The organism is Microbacterium sp. RD1 (assembly GCF_052220165.1).
In the GTDB taxonomy this organism is placed as follows: domain Bacteria; phylum Actinomycetota; class Actinomycetes; order Actinomycetales; family Microbacteriaceae; genus Microbacterium.
In genome coordinates this window covers 533,624-553,528 of record NZ_JBQPOL010000001.1, presented here as the reverse complement: position 1 = coordinate 553,528, position 19,905 = coordinate 533,624, and the positions used below count along the sequence as shown (strand labels likewise).

The window sequence follows — 19,905 nt, the reverse complement described above, 5'->3', positions numbered from 1 at the left end:
CTACGCTAGCCCGCGCCCGGCATGCCCCTCTGGGAGGGTGCGGACAACGGATGCAGCAATCCCTAGGACCTTCTCCACAGACTCCTCCTCGCCGACGGAAATGCGGATGCCGTCTCCCGGGAAGGGGCGGACGATGAGGCCCTCCCCTTCGAACGCCGCCGCGAACTCCACCGTCGACTCCCCCGCCGGCAGCCACACGAAGTTGCCCTGCGCCACCGGCACCCGCCATCCCGCCTCTCGCAGGGCGGCGGCGAGGCGGTCACGACGCTCGGCGATCTCGCGGACGCGCTCCAGAAGGGCGGCCTCGTGATCGAGGCTGGCGATCGCCGCGGTCTGCGCTTGCGCCGTGACCGACAGCGGGATCATGGTGGCGCGGGCGGCGTCGAGGACGCGCGGGTGGCCGATCGCGTAGCCGATACGCAGGGCGGCCAGGCCGTACGCCTTCGAGAAGGTCCGCAGCGCCACGACGTTCGGGCGACCGAGAAGGCCCAGCACGCGCAGACCGTCGACGGCGTCGGGGTCGGTGACGAACTCGGCGTACGCCTCGTCGAGGATCACGAGCACATCCGCGGGCACCGCGTCGAGGAAGGCCGCGAACTCGTCGTGCGTCACGATCGGGCCGGTGGGATTGTTCGGACTGCACACCAGGATCGCCCGCGTGCGCTCGGTGACGGCGGCGACCATCGCCGGCAGGTCGTGACGCGCGTCGTCGGTGAGCGGGACCTCGATCGCGGTGGCGCCGGTGACCTTGACCAGAGACGGGTACGCCTCGAACGAGCGCCATGCGTAGACGACCTCGTCGCCGGCGCCGGCGGTGGCCAGCAGCAGCTGCGCGATCAACGACACGCTGCCCGCACCGACGTGCACCTCGTCGGGAGTCACGCCGAAGCGCGCCGCCAGGCGCTCGCGCAGGAGCGCTGCCGTCGCATCCGGGTACCGGTTCAGCGCGGACGCCCCTCGCACCGCCTCGAGCACGCCCGGGAGCGGATCGAACGGGTTCTCGTTGCTCGAGAGCTTGAAGGCGTCGGCACCGGCCTGCCGGCCCTGGCGATACACCGGCAGGGCGGCGATCTCGGGTCGGATGCGAGGGAGCACGGGCGCGTCGTCGTCGGCGGTCACCCGAGAGAGCCTAGTCCCGGGCCTCGTGCTGGCCGATGTGCACATGGCATAGTAAGGCCGTGCGCTTCGTCGTCCGCGTCATCATCAACGCCTTCGCGATCTGGATCGTGTCACTCGTCACGGTCCTGCAGGTGCGTCTGATCGCCTTCCCGCCCGGTGAGTGGCTGCAGGTCGCGCTGACGGCGCTGCTGGTGGGCGCGATCTTCGCGATCGTGAACAGCATCGTGGGAACGGTGCTCAAGGTCCTCGCGTTTCCGCTCTACATCCTCACCCTCGGGCTCATCTCGCTGGTCATCAACGGCTTCCTGCTGTGGCTGACCGCGTGGATCACGTCGCTGTGGGACTTCGGCCTGCGCGTCGAGCATTTCTGGTGGGGTGTCGTCGCGGCGCTCATCATCACTGTCATCAACTGGATCCTCGGCGTCATCCTGCTGCCGAAGAAGCACCGGGACTGACCCGCTCCGCCTCGTACTCGACGGTGCGGACGCTCTCCGCCTCGGCGAGTTCGGCGAAGACACCGCGCAGCCGGTCGACGCGCGGGTCGTGGGATGCGTCGATCATCGCCGCGGTCTGCGCGTACGCGGTCATCTGATGGCCCGGAAGCAGGACGTCGGCGAGATCGCCCCCCGGATCGGCGATCCGCTCGACGACGAAGCTGCCCGGAGCCCCGACGGCTGCCGGTGAGCCGCCGGCTTGCAGGGCGGCCACGGGGTCGTCGGTGTGCCGCACCGACACCGCGAGGGTCCCGTCGCCCACCTCGGCCTGCACCGGGGAACCGAAGGACGCGAGCGTGCGCAGGTCGTACGGCCCCTCCAGGGCGAGCCGCTCGGCGATCATCGCGCCCTGCGAATGACCGAAGGCGTGCACGACGTCGCCGGGGGAGGCCCCGGCCGCACGCAGGGCCGCGGTGACGGCATCGTACGACGCGGCGCGCTCACCGGCGTAGAGCTGGAGGTTCGAGCGCATGTCGAACGGGTCGCGGCCGCCGACCGACTGCGTGCCCGCGACGTAGAGGGCGAACTGCGCCGACCCGTCGGGCATCGCGTACCTCTCGACACGCACCCGGCTGGTCCCGCCGCCGGGGATGCGCGCGGCCGCCGCAGCCAAGGTCGGCGGCGGGACGGTCGGCGGCGAGCCGGTCGCGCGCAGGACGATGCGATCCGGCCCGCCCGTCAGCCGATCGCCCGCCCGCACGGTGCCCACACCGGCGAACTCGACGCCCCACGCCAGGAGCGCACCCGCCATCACGGCGTACAGCGGCCCGAGGAGTCCCAGGGTCAGCGACGCCGCGAGCGCCTGGTCGCTCAACTCCTCTCGGGAGGGATACTCGGCCACCAGCGTGCGCGCCCGCGCGAGCAGTGCCGGGTGATCGAGGGCGGTGGCGCGCAATCGGGCGTCGAGCGCCGCGGCCAGGGCGATGTCGCCCGACGCCTCCGCGACGCTTCGCTGCGCGAGCACCTCGACCGTCTCGTACAGCACCGCGGCCTGATCCAGCGCACCGGCCAGCTTCGCTGCCGTCTCGGCCGCCGTGGCCAGCGCCGACGCGGCGACGAGCACGTCGATCGCCGGGGCCGGATCGACCGCACCCGCTCTCGCCGCAGCCGACCGCACGGCGTCGGAGGACTCCGCGCTCTCACCGGCGAGGCGTCGCATCCGCAGCGCCACATCCCGCAGCGTGCCGGTGTCGACCTGAACGACACCGCCCGCACGGATCGAGAGGCCGCTCACGAGACGGGTGCGGCGCTTCGCAACCGGATCGACGCCCCTCGCAGCGCGGTGACCGCGTCGTCGAGGCATCGGTCGGCGTGCTCGATCTCGCGCCGCAGGTCATCGACGCGCCGACGGAAGAGCCACGCCGTGTCCGATTCCCAGTCGACGTCATCGGCCAGGCGCGCGACCCGCGGCGGGAGCACTGCGACGCGGTCTCGCGCGGCGCGGACCGCCCGCAGCGCCTCTTCGACGGTGTCGGCCGATGCCGCGGAGGGGGCGTAGGAGGAGCTCACACCCCCAGACTGACGCGCGAGGGAGTCGCACCGAGCGCGTCATCCGCGGTCGGGGAGAAGGAGATCGTCGACCGGGCCTGTGCAGGAGGAGTCGACGCGGCCACAATAAGGGGATGACTGCGAGCGAGTCCGAGCCGTTCCGCGTCGTCTTCGTCTGCAGTGGCAACATCTGTCGCTCCCCCATGGCCGACGTCGTCTTCCGGTGGTTCGCGGATGCCGCGGGCCTCGGCCACCGGATCGCGTCCTCGTCCGCCGGCACCGGCGACTGGCACGTGGGTGAGCGCGCCGACACCCGCACGCTGGAGGCCCTGGCGCGCCGCGGCTACGACGGTTCGCGCCACCGCGCCCGCCAGTTCACCTCGGTGGACTTCGACCGCAGCGACCTGGTGGTCGCGCTCGATCACAGCCACGAACGCGTTCTCCGGGGATGGGCGCGCAGCGAGAGCGACGCCGACAAGCTGGCGCTGCTGATGTCGTTCGACCCGGGGGCGAAGTCGCTCGACGTGCCCGACCCGTACTACGGCTCGCCGGCGATGTTCGACGAGGTGCTCGGTATGATCGAGGGCGCGAGCCGGGCGCTGTTCCGCCAGCTCGAGCCCGCTATCCGCTCCGCGGTCTGACGCCCCGACCGCGCGACCTCCGGGAGACCCGTGTCCTCTCTTCCCCCGCAGCCGCTCAGTCCGCTCGACGGCCGTTACCGCGCCGCGGTGGCGCCGCTGACCGACTACCTCTCCGAGGCGGGGCTCAACCGTGCGCGCGTCGAGGTCGAGGTCGAGTGGCTCCTCGCCCTCACCGACCGATCGCTGTTCGGCACGTCCCCCGTGAGCGACGCCGACAAGACACGCCTGCGCGCGCTGTACCTCGAGTTCGGCCAGTCCGAGATCGACTGGCTCGCCGAACGCGAGGCCGCGACCCGCCACGACGTCAAAGCCGTCGAGTACCTCGTCCGCGACCGCCTCGATGCCCTCGGCCTGTCGGAGATCGCGGAACTGACCCACTTCGCGCTCACCAGCGAAGACGTCAACTCCACGGCGTACGCGCTCACCGTGCAACGCGCCGTCACCCGGGTGTGGCTGCCGAAGCTGACCGCCGTGGTCGACGCGCTCACCGCCCTCGCCGTGGAGCACCGGGATGCGGCCATGCTCTCCCGCACCCACGGGCAGCCCGCGACGCCGACGACGATGGGCAAGGAGGTCGGCGTCTTCGCCTGGCGTCTGGAGCGCGTCGCCCGCCAGATCGCGGCATCCGAGTACCTCGCGAAGTTCTCCGGAGCGACGGGCACATGGTCGGCGCACGTCGCCGCCGACCCCGACGCCGACTGGCCAGGCATCTCGCGCGCGTTCATCGAGTCGCTGGGCCTCGGGTTCAACCCCGTCACGACGCAGATCGAGTCCCACGACTGGCAGGTGGAGCTGTACGACCGCGTGCGTCATGTCGGCGGCATCCTGCACAACCTCGCCACCGACATCTGGACCTACATCTCGCTCGGCTACTTCTCGCAGATCCCCGTCGCCGGAGCCACCGGGTCGTCCACGATGCCGCACAAGATCAACCCCATCCGGTTCGAGAACGCCGAGGCGAACCTCGAGATCTCGGGGGGACTGTTCACCACGCTCGCGCAGACCCTCGTGACGTCGCGGATGCAGCGAGACCTCACCGACTCCACCACCCAGCGCAACATCGGCGTCGCCTTCGGACATTCGCTGCTGGCCCTGGACAACCTCCAGCGCGGCCTCGGCGAGATCTCCCTCGCCGAGGATGTCCTCGCTGCAGATCTCGACGCCAACTGGGAGGTCCTCGCGGAGGCGATCCAGACGGTGGTGCGCGCCGAGATCGCCGCGGGGCGCTCGTCGATCAGCGACCCCTACGCGCTCCTGAAAGACCTCACGCGCGGGCGCCGCGTCGGCGCATCCGACCTCGCGGAGTTCGTCCAGGGTCTCGACATCGGCGACGCGGCCAAGGAGCGTCTGCTCGCGCTGTCGCCGGCGCGCTACGTCGGCCTGGCCTCGGCCGTCGTCGGCCGCCTGTAGGGGAGCCGCGGGTTACGAGAGTGCATCGTCTCGCCGAACGGGCACCGGATAGGGTGCTCTCTCGACGAGGCGATGCACTCTCGAGGTCCTACTTCGCAGGGACGTGGGCCTCCGATGCGTCGATCTCCTCGTCGACGACCCCCGCGGCCAGGAGAAGGTCGGCCCAGGCCTGCCACCCCTCCGCGGAGTCGACCGCGCTCGGCGTCACGAACCGGATCTCATCGGCGAGCTCGGGGGTGAGCTGGGTGAACGTGGGTAGCAGGGCTCGGACCTCGTCGTCATGGGCAATGGCGTACTCCAGAGTCTCGGCGACGGCCGTCTGGAAGCGGCTTACGACGTCGGGATTCGCAGAGATGAACTGCTCCGAGCTCACCAGGACCGACTGCGGCGTGCCCTCCGGGAGTCCCTCGCTCGTGGAGACCAGGTCGCGGACGAGCCCTTGCTCCCGGAGGATGGTGCCGAAGGGCTCGCTGACCACCGCGGCGTCGACGCGGCCCTCCTCCAATGCCGTTCCCATCTCGGAGAACGGGATCTCGATGATCTCCAGTTCCGACGGATCGACTCCGGCGTCTAGGAGAGCACCTCGCATCCCCAGGTCGGGGAGCTGGAAGAGGGTGTCGGTCGCGATGCGCAAACCGGCGAGGTCCTCCGTTGATGAGATCGCGCTGTTCGTGGGCACGACGATCTGGATCGGGAAACCGTCGTGATCCTCGGTGGTCGACGACGTGGTCGTGACGGCTTTCACCGGGACGCCGTTGGATCGCGCGGCCAGCACCGCCGGGGCGTTCAGGTAGCCGAAATCGTACTGGCCGCTGAGCAGACCGGGGATGACCGCGGCCGACTCCACAAACTCGACGTCAAGGTCGATTCCGTTCTCCTCGAAGATCCCGGCGTCCTGCCCTACGAGAACGGTCGCCACCTGCGCGACGGAGAGAGTGGCGAAGGTGACCGTCGTCGGGTCGCCCGCGTCAGGGGCATCGGTTTCCGTCCCGGCTTCGGATTGCGGGCTCGCGCACGCAGCGAGGACGGAGGCGCTCAGGACGAGCGGGATCATGACAGCGAAGCGTCTTTGCATCGGAGTTCCTCCTAATAGTACCTACTAGCGTAGGTACCTCAAATGTAGATGTGGACCTGACAGACGTCAAGAGCGCGGGTACAGCACGACCTTGCCGAAGTGCGCGCCCGCTTCGAGGAGAGCGTGTGCCGGCACGACATCGGCCAGGAGGAACTCCTCGAGCTTGTCTTCATGACTCGGCGCCAGCAGTTCGGCGGCGACCAGCTCGGTCGCCGGCAGGTCTTCGGCCCGCCCGAAATGCGTATAGCTGGCGAAGTGCTTGTACGTCAGGGACTTCATATGCGCGGACGGACTGACCGACCCTGCACCCGCCGCCTTCCCGGAGATGATCAGCTGGGCCTCGGGGCGCAGCAGGTCGGCGTCCTTCGCAAGCGTGTCGGCACCGACGCTGTTGACCGAGATGTCCACGCCCTCGCCGCCGGTGATGTCGCGCACCACGTCGGCATAGTCCTGTTCCTTGTACCGGACGACGTGATGAGCTCCGTTCGCCGCGCAGTACTGCGCCTTCTCCTCCGATCCGGCGAGCGCGATCACCTCCAGGCCCGCGACCCGCGACAGGCGGGTGAGGTGGGCGCCGACCCCACCTGACGCCGCATGAAGGAGGATGCGCTGCCCCCCGCGCACATCGGCGCGGCCATGCAGGATGAGGTGCGCTATGCGCAGGTTGTTCCCGTGCGAGAGCGCCTGCCCGGCGGGCACGTCCTCCCCCACACGCCAGGCCACGCGCCCGAGGCCGAGGCCGTCCGCACCGGGGCGGTGGACGAGATCCACGATCGCGTACTCGGCGTATCCGCCGCCCATCAGCATCCCGAAGATGCGATCCCCTGTGCGGTACGTGTCCACGTCAGGCCCGAGAGCGACGATGCGCCCCACGACCTCCCGGCCCGGTCGATACGGCAGCGAGGGGCGATGCACGTACTGCCCCCGTCGCAACAGCACGTCCGCGAAGATCACTCCCGCGGCCTCGACCTCGACGAGCACCTGACCTGGGGCGGGCGCGGGGATCCGCGCCCGCACGACATGGAGGTTCTCAGGGCTGCCGAGCTCCCGCAGCTCGACGGTCGTCATGGAATCGCTCATCGGTGCGTCACCGCCGACGCGTCCGGGGCGGCGTTCCCGGCGACGACCTCCTCGAGAGAGGTGCCGAGATCCTCTAGGAGGACCCGCGCGGCGTTGCGTCCGGGATGACCGGAGATCGCGCCGCCGGGGTGCGTGGTCGCGCCCGTCTGGTAAAGGCCCGGGATCGGCATGCGGTGCTCCGACCAGCCCGGTACCGGCCGCATCCGCCCCATCTGCGAGGGGAACTGCGAGCCGCCATGGCATGAGCCCTCGATGTTGTGGAGGTTGCGGCGCTCCAGGTCCAGCGGCGACTTGATCTCGCGGTAAAGGATCACGTCGTCGGTGAGGTTGGGAGCGACCTTGCGCACCTCGGCCAGGATGAGATCGGCGAACTCCTCCTTCCTCTCATCCCACGCCTCGGGCCCGCCATCGGCCAGCCGGTAGGGCTGCGGCCCGACGATCTTGATGGTGTGGTGACCGGCGGGAGCTCGGCTGTCGTCTACGAGCGAACCGGTGTGCACGACGATCCCCGCCCGGGAGTTGAAGCGGCCGAGGACATGGTCGGTCATCCCCTCGACCATGTCGGGCACCGAGAAGGGGATCTCCCCCGCGATCGCGGTGCGCTCACCGTCGCGGCAGAGGAACCTCGGCGGCTCGGTGGTGGCGAGGTACTGCGCGAATAGCGTGAACCCCGGCTTGAAACTCCCGGCACCGGAGAGGAAGTCCGCGCCCCACAGCTCCGGCGGAGCCATCTCCACCAGGTGCTTGATGTGGATGGTGGAAACCACGGCGCGGTCGCCGTAGAACCGACGGCCGTCGGTCGACTCGATGCCGACGCACCTCCCGTCCTCGATGAGGAGGCGAGCGACCTGAGTGCTCACGTGGACCTCAGCACCCTTGGCTTCCAGCAGTCGCCGGAGCGCCTGCGTGAGACTGCCCGACCCGCCTCGGGGAGTGGCCCATGCCCCGCCGTGGCTGCCGAGGATGCCGGTCAGGAGCGTCCGCGTGGAGCCCGGATAGTTCACCGGGTAGATGGTGAGGGAGGACTTGTACAGCAGGCTCGCCTGAACGACGGGGTGCTCGAAACGCTCCATAACCACGTCGTAGGCGCTCATGGAGAGGAACCGCTGGAGACGCCGGATATCCGGATCCTCGGTGCTGTGCTCGACACCCCCCGGACGCTGAGCGTCCATCTGGAAGAACCCGGCGATGCCCTGGATCTCCGCCAGCAGCTCGCGGTAGGCCCGCCCGTCCGCGGTCGAGTAGGCGTCTATCTGGGCGACGGTCTCGTCAACGTCCTTGGAGAAGGCGATGGACTCGCCGCCTTCGAAGACGCAGATCGCCTTGACGTCCGGGTAGATGTACTCGAGGCCGTAGTCGGTCAGACGGAGCTCGTTCCGGGAGATGACAGGATTGGACTGGATCTGGCTGTGCGCCGATCCACACGTGTCGAAATGGAACCCAGGGTAGAGCTCGTCGGTCACGACGTTGCCCCCGACCTCGTCCATGGCCTCGACGATCCCGACTCGGAATCCGGCGGATGCCGCGTACGCGGCGGTGATGAGGCTGTTGTGGCCGGCTCCGGCGACCAGGATGTCGTAGCGGTGCTCGTTCATTGCGCTCCTTCGACGCGGGTGGATCTCGATGTCGAGTCACACTAGACTGGACCGTACGGTCTAGTCAACAGAAAACCTGGAGGGACGCCGTGGCCCCGCGAATCTATGCCCGCAAAACCGCTGCCATCCTGGAGGCGGCGGAGGGCCTGTTCCTGCGCCGCGGATATGCGGCGACGAGCATGGTCGACGTCGCCGAAGAGGCGGGAGTGTCGAAGCAGACGCTCTACAGCAACTTCGCCGGCAAGCGGGAGCTCTTCGCGGCGGTGATCGGTCGCCGCAGCGCCGTGGAGTTCGAGGTGCCCGACGAGGTGTTCTCCTCCGGAGACCTCCGCGGCATCCTCGTCGAGCTCGGCGTCGTGTTCCTCCGCCATATATACTCCCCGGGGCAGATCGAGCTGTTCCAGACCGTCGTCGCGGAGTCACGGCAGTTCCCCGAGCTCGGGAGCCTGATGCTGTCAGGGCCGTTCGTCGAGACCCCGCACGTCCTCATCGACGTCCTCCGCGAGCGCGCGGAAGCGGGCGAGCTGCACTTCGCCGAACCCGCGCTGGCGCCGGCCCTGTTCACGTCGTTGCTCAAAGCCGACGTGCACAGCCGTCTGCTCTTCAGCCAGCCCGCCGACACATCACCGGCGCGGCTCCGCGCTCTCGCCGAGAGCGCCGTGGACATCTTCCTCCACGGCGTCGCGGCGCCTCGGTGAGCGTTCACGACGTGGCGGTGTAGCCTCCGTCGATCACGAGCACCTCGCCGGTGACGAAGGGATGCGACGTCAACAGCGAGACGACCGACTCGGCGACTTGCTCGAGCTCCACGTTGGCTCGCAACGGTGTCGCGCGGGCACGGCGTGCCATGAGCTCTTCGTAGCGGTCGCCGAGGGTGCGCTCCATCCACTCGCCGGCGATCCATCCGGGCGCGACGGCGTTCACGCGCACCTCCGGCGCCAGAACGCGCGAAAGCGTCTTCGTCAGCGAGACGACGGCCGCCTTCGACGCCGCGTAGGCCAGGGGCTGCGGTCCAGGGCGGAGCCCCACGATGGAGGCGATGTTCACGATCGACCCGCGCGACGATCGGAGGAAGGGGGCCGCGGCCCGCGTCACCTGCACGAGCCCGCGCACGTTCGTGCGGAAGACCCGATCCCAGTCGTCGAGGTCGATGCCGTCGAGATCTTCCGGCGGGGTTTCCGACGTGGTGCCGGCGTTGTTGACGAGCGCGTCCAAGCGTCCGCCTATGGCTGCGTCATGTACCAGGTCACGGACAGCCGCGTCGTCCGAGACGTCGGCGGCGATTGCGCGGTGCCGACCGCCGAGGCGGTGTAGCTCCTCGAGGGTCGCCTCGGCGCGATCACGCGAGCGGGAGTAGTTGATGGTCACGTCGTATCCGGCCGCTGCGAGACGAAGAGCGCACGCGCGTCCGATTCCGCTGGCCGATCCGGTCACGAGGGCGAGAGGTCGATTGGTCACGCTGTGCTCCCTAGATACCGAGGACGTTCTCGGCGTTGCGGTGAAAGACGCGGCTGAGCACGTCCTCGGTATATCCGAGCTCGTCCCACTCCCGCAGCACCCGCTCGAACGGGATGCTGGGATGGTCGGTCCCGAACATGATCTTGTCCTTCAGCCGGCCCCGGATGTCGGATTTCAGCGACGGCGGGAAGTACTTCGGCGCCCAGCCGGACATCTCCCAGAACACATTGCCCTTGTGCAGAGCCACCGCGGTCATCTCGTCCACCCACGGATACCCGGGGTGCGCGGCGATGATGGTCAGATCCGGAAGCTCCGCGGCCAGATTGTCCACCGCGATCGGGTGTGCGTGTACGAGCTTGGCGCCCAGACCCCCAGGGATGCCGGCACCCATACCGGTCATCCCGACGTCGATCATGACGGGAAGCTGCAAGTCCCGGATGCATTCGAACAGCGGCCGCAGAGCGGGGTCGTCCACGCTGAAATGTCCCATGATCGGGTGGAAGTGGAAGCCGAGGACACGATCCTCGCGCGCCGCACGCTCGGCCTCGGTCAACGCCTCCTCCCCCTTGAGAGGGTCGACCGCGCCCCAGACACCGAGGAACGTCTCCGGGTGCCGCGCCTGCATCTCGGCCGCTTGGGTGTTGGTGAACGGCTTCGCGCCGGTTAGGGACTCGATGTCGAAGGCGACCAAGACGGCTTCGAGACCATGAGCGCGAATGTCGGAGACGACGTCGTCTTCCGCTCGTCCCACCCACGGCTTCTTCCAGTACGTGGCCAGGGCTTCCGCGAACGGACCCTGCGAGTCCACCCACTCCTGCGTGCCGGGGTAGCAGTGCAAATCGATGCGGCGCAATTCAACTCCCGTGTCGGAATCACCTATTACCTACTAGAGTAGGTAGGTATGAACATACCGCAAATCGTCGCGAACGCGAAAGAGCCGGATGCGCTGGTGTCGGAGGAGCGGGTCGGAGGCGTCGCTATCGTGACGATGCAGCGCGCGAGGGCCCACAACGCGCTGTCGATCGCTCTGTGCGAAGAGGTGTCGACCGCGGTCGCTGCCAGCGCGGGGCGCGGCGCTCGGGCGCTGGTGCTTGCGACGGCCGGTGCGAACTTCAGCGTCGGCGCCGACCTGCACGAGCGTGCTCAGCTGCGCGAGACCGGCTTCGCCGACGCGAGGTCGGCGTTCGTCGGCCTCGTCTCCGTGCTGCTGTCCTGCCCCATACCCGTCGTGGTCGCCGCATCCGGGTACACCCTGGGCGGCGGACTGGAGATGGCGCTGGCGGCCGACCTCATCGTCGCTGACCGCACGGCGATGCTGGGAATGCCCGAGGTGTCCGTCGGGATCATCCCCGGAGGCGGCGGCACGCAGCTCCTGGCGCGCCGCATCGGGTGGGGCCGCGCCGTCGACCTGCTCCTCACGGCCCGGCGCATCGATGCCGTGCGGGCCGCGGAGATCGGACTGATCGACCATCTCGTGGACGACGGAGAGGCGACGGCGAGCGCGATCAGCCTGGCGCAGGAGATTTCCGCTCACAGTGCTTCCAGCGTCGCCCTCGTCCGCGCGGCGATGCGCGAGGGATGGGGTCGCCCGCTGGAGGACGGGCTCGCGCGGGAGGATGCGGCGTGGTGGCGTGCGGCGGGGTCCGAGGACTACCGCGCGGGGCTGGAGGCCTTCGGCCGCTCCCGTCGGGGGTCGGGGGAGCGGCTCTGATCATGCGAGGCGCCGTCAGCGCGCCGCGGTCAGCCACTCTTCCAGGGGTGCGGCGCTGACGCGCGAGGGGCCGTAGATGTCGGCGACGGGCGCGAAGATCGCCGGATGCCCGACCACGCCTTCGATGTCGTACTCAGTGGGCGGGTACTCCGCGTGCGCGCGCCGCCACGCTTCGGCGCTGGTCCACCGGGCGATGTTGATGAACGCGAAGGTCTCGTCGCCCACGCCCGTATTGCGATGCAGGTGCGCCTCGATCAACCCGTCGCCTTCCTGGAACACGGCGGAGGTGCGACGCCAATTCTCGAGGAACTCCGCCTCCTTGTCCGCCGGCACCACGAAGACGTTCAACAGCGTCGCTTCCATCGCACGCGCTTTCCGACGGGGAGCACCCCTGCTCATCCGACCTCCGCCACCGTCTGGCCCACCGATCGGCCCTCTTCGACCATCGCGTGAACCTCGTGCATGTCGGTCCACGGACGAGCGACCACCGCCGAGTCCGCGAGACGGAATCCGGCCCGCACGTCGTCCCACAGCGCGCGGACCTGCCCGATATTGCCGGTGCGCACCCCGAGGAGCGACTGGGAGTGCAGGTAGAACGGCAACAGCTCCATCGGGATGGGATCGCGTCCGATCGCGCCCGACACGACGATGCGTCCAAGGGTGGCGACTGCCGGGCGGTACCCGGCCCACAGCGGGGCGAGTCCCAGATTGTCGATGACGCAGTCCACACCCCATCCGTCGGTGCGAGCGCGCAGCTGCGCGGCGAGGTCGGGGTCGCCGCCGTCGAACACGGCATCGAACGGCAGCGCGTCGAGGACGTCCTTCTTGCGGCCGAGTTGGTCGACGGCGAAGACGGTCGCCCCGCGGTGCTTCGCCAGAGTGGCTGCCGTCGACCCCAGCGCGCCGGCCGCGCCCATGACGGCAACGATCGTTCCGGGTCCGACGCCGCCGGCATCGAGTTGCGCCCGAGCGACGCCGCCGTTGGCGGCCAGGGAGGCCGCGTGCGTGAAGGAGAGCCCGTCGGGGATCGCGTGCACGTTTCCCACCGGCACGACGACGTACTCGCCGTAGCTGCCCGCACGGTCGACGCCGATGAGGCCGAAAGTGGCGCACGCCTCCTCATGACCGCGCACGCACGCGGCGCATGCGCCGCATGACAACACGGCCGAGACCGCGACGCGCGTGCCCACGCGGTCAGGGTCTACGTCCGTCCCGACCGCGTCGACGATCCCGGCGTGCTCGGTCCCCGGGGTGTGCGGCAGACTCACACGCGGAGCGAACGGCGGATTGCCCGCGCGCATGGCGACGTCCTTCGTGCGCGCCACGGCGATCGCGTGCACACGCACGCGCACCTCGCCCGGCCCCGGATCCGGGATCGGCACGTCGTCGCGCAGCTGCAGCACGTCGGGCGGACCGAACCTCTCCATCACCCATGCCCGCATCATCTGCCCCGCTCGCTCGCCGGGGGGTTCTTCATCGCCTCGACAACCTCCGGGGTAATGCCGCCACTCGTGCCCCACACGTCCGCGTTCTCGGGAGTCCGAGCCCACACGTGCGGCTCCCAGGCCTCGTCGATCTCGAGGAGTTCCGCCGTGTACTCGATGACGTTGCCCACCGGGTCGATGAAGTAGGCGAAGACGTTGCCTCCGGGCCCATGCCGCCCGGGCCCCCAGATGGTGTCGAAGCCCGCCTTGCGCATGCGCCCGAGCGACTTCATCACTTCTTCACCGGACTCCACCTCGAAGGCGATATGGTTCAGCGAGATCCACGGGTTGGGCGAGAGCACCAGGCAGTGATGCAGTTCGTTGCAGCGGAGGAAGATCATCTTGTCGTTCTCGTAGAGATCCGACACCGAGAACCCCAGCACCTCGACGTAGAAGTCCCACGACGCCTTCTGCCACTTCGTCGGCGAGTTCAGCACCATGTGGCTCAGGCGATCGGGGCCGAGATCCCGGTTGAGCAGGTCGTGCTCGACCAGACCGTGACTCACCTCGACCCGTCGGCCCGCCGGGTCGAAGAAGGTGACGCCGTATCCGCCGCCCAGGAGCGGATCACGCTCGGCCGGCCCCGCTACGATCTCGGTGCCCCCGACCCGGAGCTTCTCGGCGAGTTCGTCGACGTACTCGCGCGACGAGGCGCCGAGACCGATCAGCTCGAGCGAGTGCCCGTCCCCGGGTACGAGACTCATCACGTGATGCTCCGGACCGTTCGCACGGAGATGGATCGCCCCGTCGTCGGTGCGGCTCACGCTCGTGAGCCCCCAGGTCTCCTCGTAGAAGTGCAGAAGGCTGTCGGGATCGGTAGCGGAGATGGCGGCGCTGCGCAGGTGCGTGATACTCATTGCGGGCTCCTCTGTTCGGTGGGCGTCCGTCGACGCACCGGGTTTCGAATGGATCCCACTCCCGGGATCTCGACCTCGACGACGTCGTCGGGTTGGAGGAACACACCACGCCCGGCGCCCACCCCCGCCGGAGTGCCGGTGAGGATGAGGTCCCCGGGCTCGAGCGTGACGAGGCGGCTGGCGTGCGCGACCAGCGTCGCCACGTCGAGCACCATGTCGGCTGTCGTCCCGTCTTGCATCACGCGGCCGTTGACGAGCGTGCGGATGCGCAGGCGCTGCGGATCGGGAACCGCCCACGCCGGCACCATCCCGCTGATCGGGAGCGAGGCATCCGCTCCCTTGCTGGCGAGCCAGTCCCACTGGAAAGGAGCCGCCGGCGTCGAGCGCCGATGGGGGCCTCGCAGGGAGATGTCGTTGCCGACGACGTAGCCGGCGACGACGGCGAGCGCGCGCTCGGCGGGGATGTCACGGCCCCCGGTGCCGATCACCACCCCCAGCTCGCCCTCCCAGTCGACGCGGGCGCGGTCGGGGTCGTCGATCCACACGGCGTCACCGTCGGCGATGAGCGCGGTCGTCGGAGGCTTCAAGAAGAAGTACGCTGTCCAGTCTTCGCCGAGACCGGACTCCCCCATCTCGGCGAGGTGATCGGTGAAGTTCGGCCCGGAGCACAGAACTTTAGCCGGATAGGCCAGGGGGACGACGTGATGGACTGTCGCATCGACGACCTCGTCGGCGTCGCCCGGTGCCCACGTGCGCAGGCCGCGGGCCACCGCGTCCCAGTCCCGGAGAGCCTCGACGGCGCCGCGGTATCCGCCCAGGACAGGCGGACGATGGACACGGCCGTCCGCCTCGATGGCCGCCGCGCGCTCGCCGTCGATCTCGACGGTGACCAACCGCCACGGATATGAACCCGTCACCGTCGTCCTTCCCGGTCGGGGATGACCGGAGCCAGCCACGATGACGCGCGGCTTCCTCCGGTGTACACCGTGACGGTACCGCCCAGGCGAGCGGGGTCGCGGTCGACCGGGTCGTCGTGGAGAAATCGCGTGTTCTCTCCGTCGTCGCCGCCCTTCACGGACAGACGGATGCGGTGGCCCTTCTCGAAGATCATGCTCGTCGGCATGATCTCGATCTCCAGGAGCGTCGGCTCGCCGGGCACGAGCAGGGTGGCGCCCCGATGAGCGTGCACGGGGCGGTACTCGGTGGACGCGTCCGCGTCGAGGACGCGGTGGGAGGCGCGCAACCATCCCTTCGTCACGGGACCCTGCAGTCCTGATGCGTCTTCGAAGGTGGCCACCGTGCCATCGGGTCGGATGTTGTCGAGCGTCACGAAGAGATCCGCATCGCTCGTCGTCGACGACACCCACAGCCGAAGCGCCGAGGGGCCGGTGACCTCCAGGTCCTCGGTGAGCGGTTCGGAGAGGAACTCCACGCCGCCGGTGAGCCCGGGAAACGAGATCTCGGCGTCGGCCGATGGTTCGGTCGAGAGGGCGCCGCGGCCGGCATCGAGCGCGAACGTCGTCCAGATCGTCCGCGCCAGCGGCCACTCGTCTTCGTATCGCCAGGTTCCGCCCCTGCTGTCGCGGATGAACAGCTTCACCGGCGGCTCGTCGTCCCAGCCGTTCTGAGCGCCCTTGAGGAAGTGGTCGAGGAAGCGCTTCTGGTAGGCCCGGGACTCGCTGGAGTAGAACGGCGCGAAGTGATTGCCGGCGTGCACCTCCAGCCACTTCTGCGTCGATCCCGCGGCGAGGTAGCCCTCGATGTTCCCGCGCAGGTGAAGCGCGTAACCGCCCCAGTTGCCCGCCGAGAGCAGAGGAACCTCGATGCGCGACAGGTCGGCCGTGCGCTCGGCGTAGTAGTCGTCCATCCAGGCGTGCTCGCGCTGCTCCCGCATGAGGTCGACATTGCCGGGTAGAGTCTGGCGCGGGTCGGCATCTCCCAGCCCGTTCTGGTTGCCGGTGATCTGCCGGACCCACCACGCCTCCGAGAACCCGCTGTTGCGGATGCCGCCGTGGTAATGGAACTCCCGATACAGGTCGACGAGCCCTTCCCAGGGCACGATGGCGCGCAACCCCCGCGGCCGGCGGGCGGCGACCTGCCACTGATTGATCGAATAGTACGAGATGCCCATCAGACCGACATCGCCGGTGGACCAGGGCTGATCGGCGGCCCACTCGACCACTTCGACGTAGTCCTCGAACTCGCGCGGGGACAGCAGGTGCATCCGCCCTTCTGACCTCCCTGTGCCCCGCTCGTCGACCCGCACGACCGTGTATCCCTGCGGCACCCACCACGCGGGGTTCACCGTCTCCCAGTTGAGATACGGCCCGCGCTCTTCGATCGTCGCGAAGGCGGCGGGGTTGAAGTCCTCGAAGTGGATGTCCTTGCCATAGGGCCCCATGGTCAGGATGACCGGCTGCGGCGCACCGTCGAGGCCGGTGAAGACGTCGGCGCGGAGTACCACGCCGTCTCTCAGCCGGATCTCGACGTCTTTGAGCAGACGCACCGAGGCGACGACGGAATCAGGGAGGATCGGACGACGCGTCCCAGCGGATGACGACTTCGGCATGGCTCTCATGTTGCCACCTACCGCAGTAGTAATCAACCCTCTGTCCCGGGCCCGCCACGCTCGATGAGCATCGCCATGCCCTGCCCGCCCCCGACGCACAGCGTGGCGATGCCCCAGCGTCCGTCCCGTCGCTCGAGGGCGTCCACCACCGAACCGACGAGGCGCAGGCCCGTCATCCCGAACGGATGGCCGAGGGCGATCGCTCCGCCGTACGGGTTGAGCTGACGATCGATATCAATGCCGGTGGCGCGGCTGACCGCGAGCACCTGGCTGGCGAACGCCTCGTTGAGCTCGACCACGTCCATCTCGTCCATTGACCTGCCCGTGCGCGCGAGCAGCTTGTGCACCGCGTCGATAGGCCCCACGCCCATGTATGCCGGGTCGATGCCCGCCACCGATGATGCGACGATCCGCGCGCGTACGGGTAGCCCCTCGCGGCGCGCCAGCTCCTCGTCGACGAGGACGGCCGCCACTGCGCCGTCGTTGAGAGGGCAAGAGTTGCCAGCCGTGACCGATCCGTCAGGACGAAACGCCGGAGGAAGGGCGGCGAGCGCCTCGACCGACGTCGTGCGACGGGGCCCGTCGTCCACGCCGACCACCCCGTCGGGTGTCTGAACCGGCAGGATCTGTGCACCGAGCACGCCCGCGTCGATCGCCTCGACGGCACGCCGGTGACTCGCCACCGCGAAGGCGTCCATATCTTCGCGCGAGATCGCGTAGCGCCGAGCGACATTCTCCGCGGTCTCGCCCATCGGCACGTATACGTCGGTCACCGCGTCCGCCGAAGCGAGCGCCGGATGCTTGTCGCTCTGCTGCAGCGTGCGCCCGACCTGGCTGACCGACTCGACGCCCGACACGAGGTAGGCCGCCGCATCGCCACTGTGGATCGCGTGGGCCGCGATCCGCGTCGCCTGCAGGCTGCTCGCGCAGAAGCGGGTCACTGTGGTCCCGCCCAGATCCGCACCGAGTCCGGCGAGGAGCCCGGCGCGCCGCGCGAGGTTCGACCCCTGCTTGCCCTCCGGGTACCCCGTGCCCAGCACATGGTCGTCGAGCAGTCCGGGGTCGATTCCGGCGCGCTGCACCGCGGCGGCGATCACGCCGGCGGCCAGGTCGTCGGGGCGCACGTCGCGCAAGGAGCCCTTACCCGCCCGGCCGATCGGAGTGCGCACGTACGACGAGATGACGACAGCCATGGGAGCCTCCTAGGTACCTACGCCAGTAGGTAGGATGATACCCTACGAGTATGGCTTCTCTCCCCGTCTCTCTCGAGCTCCGCGACGCCACGGCGGTGCTCACCCTCCGGGATCCCGACCGCCGCAATGTCCTCTCGAGGGAGATGGTGCAAGCGATCGGCGACGCCGTGCAGGAAGCCGAGGACTCCGCCGCGCGCTCGCTTCTCGTGGCCGCATGCGGGCCGGCGTTTTGCGCGGGGGCGGAGCTCGACACGCTGCTCTCGGCTGCGGACGGCGAGTTCGCTCCCGTGACCGCGGTCTACGAGGCCTTCCTGCGGGTGCGACGATCGAGTCTGGTCACCGTCGCCGTGGTCGAGGGTCCGGCCGTCGGGGCCGGATTCAATCTCGCACTCGCGTGCGACCTGCGCGTCGCCGGGCCGCGCGCGCGTTTCGAGAGCCGGTTCGCGAAGCTTCGGCTGCACCCCGGCGGCGGTCACCTCTTCATGCTCCAGCAGATCGTCGGTCCTCAGGACGCACTCCGCCTCGCGCTCCTCGGCGAGGCGTGGGATGCGCCCACCGCGCTCGCGCGCGGCCTCGTGACCACGGTCGACGACGACCCTGTGAGCGCCGCGACGGCGATAGTGGCATCGCTCGCCGACCTCCCGAAAAGCTATGTGCAGCGGGTCCTCGCGACGGCGCGCCGCTCGCCCGAGCTCCCGGGCTTCGATGACGCCCTCGCCCTCGAGACCGTCGCCCAGCACTGGTCGACGACGCAGCCGGAGTTCGTCGAGGGGATCGCGACGATCCGCGCCGCCATCGCTCGAGGGTGACCCGACCCTCAGGCGGTGGTCGCCGCGCGGGCGGGTGCGCCCTGCTCTTCGGCGAGGTCGCGCGTGTGGTCTTGCCGGTAGGCCCCGAGCGTCTGCAGACCCGGGCCGTATGCGGCGACGAGCTGATCGCCGAAGTCGGCGTAAACCTGCTGCATGTCGATGTCGTGACGGATGAAGCCCTTGACCGCGGCGACGACGGGCTCGCTCGCCGTCCTGATGCCGTGCCACTCCGCGCCGTCGGCAGCGACCGCGTTGACCGTCATCGCTGAATCGACGATGAGGGCGAGGTGTCGCGCCTGGTGGTGACGGTAGATCGAGCCTTCGGTGGACGAGTGCCGGAAGACTCGCGCGCCGGCGAGGTCGACCTCACGGCGACCGAAGGCCAGGAGGACCACGTCGACGCCGCGATCGATCGCCTCGCGCAGCGTCGGCTCGAGGTCGGCGATCTCCCCGGCGCTCGCCGAGAGGTACACGCGACGACGAGCGCCGTCGAGCGCCAGCCGCGCGGCCGCGATGATGTCGGCCCGGTCGTCGAACCGCTCGACGTACTCGAGCGGACGCGGCGTGTTCGCCGCATCCATCGCCTGCACCGTCCGCTCCGCCTCGTCCAGACGCCGGTCGAAGGTCGCCTTCAACTCGTCCAAGAGCGTCGTCGGCGGGATCGCGCTGAACAGCGTCGGATCTCCGGCGATCTCCCGGACCACGCCGCGGGACACCAAGCGCCGGAGGGTCTCGTAGACCTTGGGCTGCGGCACGCCAGTGGTCTTCGACACCCGGTACCCGGTCTGAGGCTCCTGATTCATCAGCCCGACGTAGCATTTCGCCTCGTACTGCGAGAAACCCAGCTCGAACAACGCCTCAGCGAGTTCCTGGTGCGCCGTCTCCGTCATGTCCGATCTCATCCCCTCACGCGTTGGATGAA

Annotated in this window: 21 protein-coding genes; 6 read left to right on the top strand and 15 right to left on the bottom strand. The window is 69.3% G+C overall.

Annotation, left to right across the window (positions count from 1 at the left end):
• Nucleotides 1-1,164: a histidinol-phosphate transaminase gene (locus tag ACTU3I_RS02645; protein WP_442924059.1), complete on the bottom strand. Its 1,164-nt coding sequence runs from the start codon at nucleotides 1,162-1,164 to the stop codon at nucleotides 1-3.
• A gap of 14 nt (nucleotides 1,165-1,178) precedes the next feature.
• Here ACTU3I_RS02645 and ACTU3I_RS02640 point away from each other — a divergent pair, with 14 nt between their 5' ends.
• On the top strand, nucleotides 1,179-1,574 hold the full coding sequence (locus ACTU3I_RS02640; protein ID WP_442924058.1) for a phage holin family protein: 396 nt from the start codon (nucleotides 1,179-1,181) through the stop codon (nucleotides 1,572-1,574).
• Here the strand turns inward: ACTU3I_RS02640 and ACTU3I_RS02635 are convergent.
• On the bottom strand, nucleotides 1,543-2,847 hold the full coding sequence (locus ACTU3I_RS02635; protein WP_442924057.1) for a hypothetical protein: 1,305 nt from the start codon (nucleotides 2,845-2,847) through the stop codon (nucleotides 1,543-1,545). The genes ACTU3I_RS02640 and ACTU3I_RS02635 overlap by 32 nt on opposite strands.
• On the bottom strand, nucleotides 2,844-3,122 hold the full coding sequence (locus ACTU3I_RS02630) for a hypothetical protein (protein WP_442924056.1): 279 nt from the start codon (nucleotides 3,120-3,122) through the stop codon (nucleotides 2,844-2,846). Before ACTU3I_RS02630 ends, ACTU3I_RS02635 begins: the two co-directional genes overlap by 4 nt.
• A gap of 113 nt (nucleotides 3,123-3,235) precedes the next feature.
• Here ACTU3I_RS02630 and ACTU3I_RS02625 point away from each other — a divergent pair, with 113 nt between their 5' ends.
• Nucleotides 3,236-3,742: a low molecular weight protein-tyrosine-phosphatase gene (locus tag ACTU3I_RS02625; protein WP_442924055.1), complete on the top strand. Its 507-nt coding sequence runs from the start codon at nucleotides 3,236-3,238 to the stop codon at nucleotides 3,740-3,742.
• A 30-nt stretch (nucleotides 3,743-3,772) separates the two neighbouring features.
• A complete protein-coding gene (gene purB, locus ACTU3I_RS02620; RefSeq protein WP_442924054.1) occupies nucleotides 3,773-5,152 on the top strand; it encodes an adenylosuccinate lyase in 1,380 nt (459 codons plus the stop codon).
• Between the two features lie 88 nt (nucleotides 5,153-5,240).
• On the opposite strand, the gene ACTU3I_RS02615 is transcribed toward purB, so the two are convergent.
• The 3 genes from ACTU3I_RS02615 to ACTU3I_RS02605 all read right to left on the bottom strand — a co-directional run bounded on the left by ACTU3I_RS02615 (nucleotide 5,241) and on the right by ACTU3I_RS02605 (nucleotide 8,902).
• Nucleotides 5,241-6,206 (bottom strand): ABC transporter substrate-binding protein, encoded by a 966-nt coding sequence (locus ACTU3I_RS02615; RefSeq protein WP_442924053.1) that lies wholly within the window; start codon nucleotides 6,204-6,206, stop codon nucleotides 5,241-5,243.
• Nucleotides 6,207-6,293: 87 nt separating this feature from the next.
• A complete protein-coding gene (locus ACTU3I_RS02610) occupies nucleotides 6,294-7,307 on the bottom strand; it encodes a quinone oxidoreductase family protein (RefSeq protein WP_442924052.1) in 1,014 nt (337 codons plus the stop codon).
• Nucleotides 7,304-8,902 carry a phytoene desaturase family protein gene (locus ACTU3I_RS02605; RefSeq protein WP_442924051.1) on the bottom strand — a complete coding sequence of 533 codons (1,599 nt, stop codon included), beginning with the start codon at nucleotides 8,900-8,902 and terminating at the stop codon, nucleotides 7,304-7,306. The genes ACTU3I_RS02610 and ACTU3I_RS02605 overlap by 4 nt, the downstream gene beginning before the upstream one ends.
• An 89-nt stretch (nucleotides 8,903-8,991) precedes the next feature.
• On the opposite strand from ACTU3I_RS02605, the gene ACTU3I_RS02600 reads away from it, so the two are divergent.
• On the top strand, nucleotides 8,992-9,600 hold the full coding sequence (locus ACTU3I_RS02600) for a TetR/AcrR family transcriptional regulator (protein ID WP_442924050.1): 609 nt from the start codon (nucleotides 8,992-8,994) through the stop codon (nucleotides 9,598-9,600).
• A gap of 4 nt (nucleotides 9,601-9,604) precedes the next feature.
• Here ACTU3I_RS02600 and ACTU3I_RS02595 read toward each other — a convergent pair whose 3' ends face one another.
• Together ACTU3I_RS02595 and ACTU3I_RS02590 are read right to left on the bottom strand one after the other, a co-directional pair.
• A complete protein-coding gene (locus tag ACTU3I_RS02595; protein WP_442924049.1) occupies nucleotides 9,605-10,360 on the bottom strand; it encodes an SDR family NAD(P)-dependent oxidoreductase in 756 nt (251 codons plus the stop codon).
• A gap of 10 nt (nucleotides 10,361-10,370) precedes the next feature.
• Entirely contained in the window at nucleotides 10,371-11,213 is an 843-nt protein-coding gene (locus tag ACTU3I_RS02590; protein WP_442924048.1) for an amidohydrolase family protein, read from the bottom strand.
• A 48-nt stretch (nucleotides 11,214-11,261) separates the two neighbouring features.
• Here ACTU3I_RS02590 and ACTU3I_RS02585 point away from each other — a divergent pair, with 48 nt between their 5' ends.
• Nucleotides 11,262-12,071 carry an enoyl-CoA hydratase/isomerase family protein gene (locus ACTU3I_RS02585; protein WP_442924047.1) on the top strand — a complete coding sequence of 270 codons (810 nt, stop codon included), beginning with the start codon at nucleotides 11,262-11,264 and terminating at the stop codon, nucleotides 12,069-12,071.
• A gap of 15 nt (nucleotides 12,072-12,086) precedes the next feature.
• On the opposite strand, the gene ACTU3I_RS02580 is transcribed toward ACTU3I_RS02585, so the two are convergent.
• From ACTU3I_RS02580 to ACTU3I_RS02555, 6 genes are read right to left on the bottom strand one after another with little or no spacing between them, the layout of a single operon-like run.
• Nucleotides 12,087-12,434, bottom strand: a complete 348-nt coding sequence (locus tag ACTU3I_RS02580) for an antibiotic biosynthesis monooxygenase family protein (protein ID WP_442924046.1) — start codon at nucleotides 12,432-12,434, stop codon at nucleotides 12,087-12,089.
• Nucleotides 12,435-12,466: 32 nt separating this feature from the next.
• Nucleotides 12,467-13,516 carry a quinone oxidoreductase family protein gene (locus ACTU3I_RS02575; protein WP_442924045.1) on the bottom strand — a complete coding sequence of 350 codons (1,050 nt, stop codon included), beginning with the start codon at nucleotides 13,514-13,516 and terminating at the stop codon, nucleotides 12,467-12,469.
• On the bottom strand, nucleotides 13,513-14,412 hold the full coding sequence (locus ACTU3I_RS02570; protein ID WP_442924044.1) for a VOC family protein: 900 nt from the start codon (nucleotides 14,410-14,412) through the stop codon (nucleotides 13,513-13,515). Before ACTU3I_RS02570 ends, ACTU3I_RS02575 begins: the two co-directional genes overlap by 4 nt.
• A complete protein-coding gene (locus ACTU3I_RS02565) occupies nucleotides 14,409-15,329 on the bottom strand; it encodes a fumarylacetoacetate hydrolase family protein (RefSeq protein WP_442924043.1) in 921 nt (306 codons plus the stop codon). The genes ACTU3I_RS02570 and ACTU3I_RS02565 overlap by 4 nt, the downstream gene beginning before the upstream one ends.
• Nucleotides 15,326-16,990 (bottom strand): CocE/NonD family hydrolase, encoded by a 1,665-nt coding sequence (locus tag ACTU3I_RS02560; RefSeq protein WP_442924042.1) that lies wholly within the window; start codon nucleotides 16,988-16,990, stop codon nucleotides 15,326-15,328. Before ACTU3I_RS02560 ends, ACTU3I_RS02565 begins: the two co-directional genes overlap by 4 nt.
• A 23-nt stretch (nucleotides 16,991-17,013) precedes the next feature.
• The gene (locus ACTU3I_RS02555) at nucleotides 17,014-18,174 is read right to left on the bottom strand and encodes a thiolase family protein (RefSeq protein WP_442924041.1); all 1,161 of its coding nucleotides are present in this window, start codon (nucleotides 18,172-18,174) and stop codon (nucleotides 17,014-17,016) included.
• Between the two features lie 50 nt (nucleotides 18,175-18,224).
• Between ACTU3I_RS02555 and ACTU3I_RS02550 the strand changes: the two genes are divergently transcribed.
• The gene (locus tag ACTU3I_RS02550; protein ID WP_442924040.1) at nucleotides 18,225-18,983 is read left to right on the top strand and encodes an enoyl-CoA hydratase-related protein; all 759 of its coding nucleotides are present in this window, start codon (nucleotides 18,225-18,227) and stop codon (nucleotides 18,981-18,983) included.
• Between the two features lie 8 nt (nucleotides 18,984-18,991).
• On the opposite strand, the gene ACTU3I_RS02545 is transcribed toward ACTU3I_RS02550, so the two are convergent.
• Nucleotides 18,992-19,873 carry a TrmB family transcriptional regulator gene (locus ACTU3I_RS02545; RefSeq protein WP_442924038.1) on the bottom strand — a complete coding sequence of 294 codons (882 nt, stop codon included), beginning with the start codon at nucleotides 19,871-19,873 and terminating at the stop codon, nucleotides 18,992-18,994.
• Between the last annotated feature and the right edge of the window lie 32 nt (nucleotides 19,874-19,905).

Coding starts and splice junctions, on each gene's coding strand:
- ACTU3I_RS02645 (WP_442924059.1), bottom strand. CDS start 1,164: ATGTGCACATCGGCCAGCACGAGGCCCGGGACTAGGCTCTCTCGGGTG.
- ACTU3I_RS02625 (WP_442924055.1), top strand. CDS start 3,236: ATGACTGCGAGCGAGTCCGAGCCGTTCCGCGTCGTCTTCGTCTGCAGT.
- ACTU3I_RS02615 (WP_442924053.1), bottom strand. CDS start 6,206: ATGATCCCGCTCGTCCTGAGCGCCTCCGTCCTCGCTGCGTGCGCGAGC.
- ACTU3I_RS02610 (WP_442924052.1), bottom strand. CDS start 7,307: ATGAGCGATTCCATGACGACCGTCGAGCTGCGGGAGCTCGGCAGCCCT.
- ACTU3I_RS02605 (WP_442924051.1), bottom strand. CDS start 8,902: ATGAACGAGCACCGCTACGACATCCTGGTCGCCGGAGCCGGCCACAAC.
- ACTU3I_RS02585 (WP_442924047.1), top strand. CDS start 11,262: ATGAACATACCGCAAATCGTCGCGAACGCGAAAGAGCCGGATGCGCTG.
- ACTU3I_RS02580 (WP_442924046.1), bottom strand. CDS start 12,434: ATGGAAGCGACGCTGTTGAACGTCTTCGTGGTGCCGGCGGACAAGGAG.
- ACTU3I_RS02575 (WP_442924045.1), bottom strand. CDS start 13,516: ATGATGCGGGCATGGGTGATGGAGAGGTTCGGTCCGCCCGACGTGCTG.
- ACTU3I_RS02570 (WP_442924044.1), bottom strand. CDS start 14,412: ATGAGTATCACGCACCTGCGCAGCGCCGCCATCTCCGCTACCGATCCC.
- ACTU3I_RS02560 (WP_442924042.1), bottom strand. CDS start 16,990: ATGAGAGCCATGCCGAAGTCGTCATCCGCTGGGACGCGTCGTCCGATC.
- ACTU3I_RS02555 (WP_442924041.1), bottom strand. CDS start 18,174: ATGGCTGTCGTCATCTCGTCGTACGTGCGCACTCCGATCGGCCGGGCG.
- ACTU3I_RS02550 (WP_442924040.1), top strand. CDS start 18,225: ATGGCTTCTCTCCCCGTCTCTCTCGAGCTCCGCGACGCCACGGCGGTG.
- ACTU3I_RS02545 (WP_442924038.1), bottom strand. CDS start 19,873: ATGACGGAGACGGCGCACCAGGAACTCGCTGAGGCGTTGTTCGAGCTG.